The sequence below is a fragment of the Halorubrum sp. Atlit-28R genome, from assembly GCF_003665955.1.
Taxonomy (GTDB): Archaea; Halobacteriota; Halobacteria; order Halobacteriales; family Haloferacaceae; genus Halorubrum; species Halorubrum tropicale.
Genome location: NZ_QPLS01000125.1, coordinates 1 through 539, shown reverse-complemented (window position 1 = coordinate 539; position 539 = coordinate 1). Strand labels below are relative to the sequence as shown.

Genomic DNA, 539 nt, shown 5'->3' with positions numbered 1-539 from the left:
CGACCTCTTCGGTCGATTATCGAATCGAACTCTGCAAATGTCGGATTTCCGTCCGAAACTCCTGCCTCGAGATAGTGTTTCCACTCACGAAGGGCGAACCGAATTGGGAGCTGCTTAGTCTGCTGGGATCAGTGCAGAAGAAACCCATTCAACCATTCACCAGCTGTCAGGACAGGCGCATAGTCCATATCGCCGCTACTCCTGCTTTCAGGAGAAAGTCGGTAAGCCGCCAGATATTGTGCAGTAACGCTGCGAACACGAAGTAGAAGAGCCTGACGCGGTAGTCTTTCGAGGAGGTTTTCGCTAAGAAGTCGTACTTGATCGACTTGTACGCGTTTTCGATTTGCCATCGGCGGCTGTATCGCTGACAGTACGCCTCGGCCTCGGCTGGCCCAATCCTGAGGTTCGTTGCAAACACTGCTGTTCCGTCTCCTTTCGTCGAGGGGAAGTACAGGGGTAACGCGGATACCGGCCATGGAAACACTTATTCTCTTAGTGATGATTGGGTGAGACTATGGACGATGGCTTTCGCGATCTAC

General features: G+C 52.5%; 1 pseudogene. It reads right to left on the bottom strand.

Annotation, left to right across the window (positions count from 1 at the left end):
* Positions 1–114: 114 nt before the first annotated feature.
* Positions 115–454: pseudogene (locus tag DVK06_RS17130) on the bottom strand (transposase); the annotation flags it as partial.
* Between the last annotated feature and the right edge of the window lie 85 nt (positions 455–539).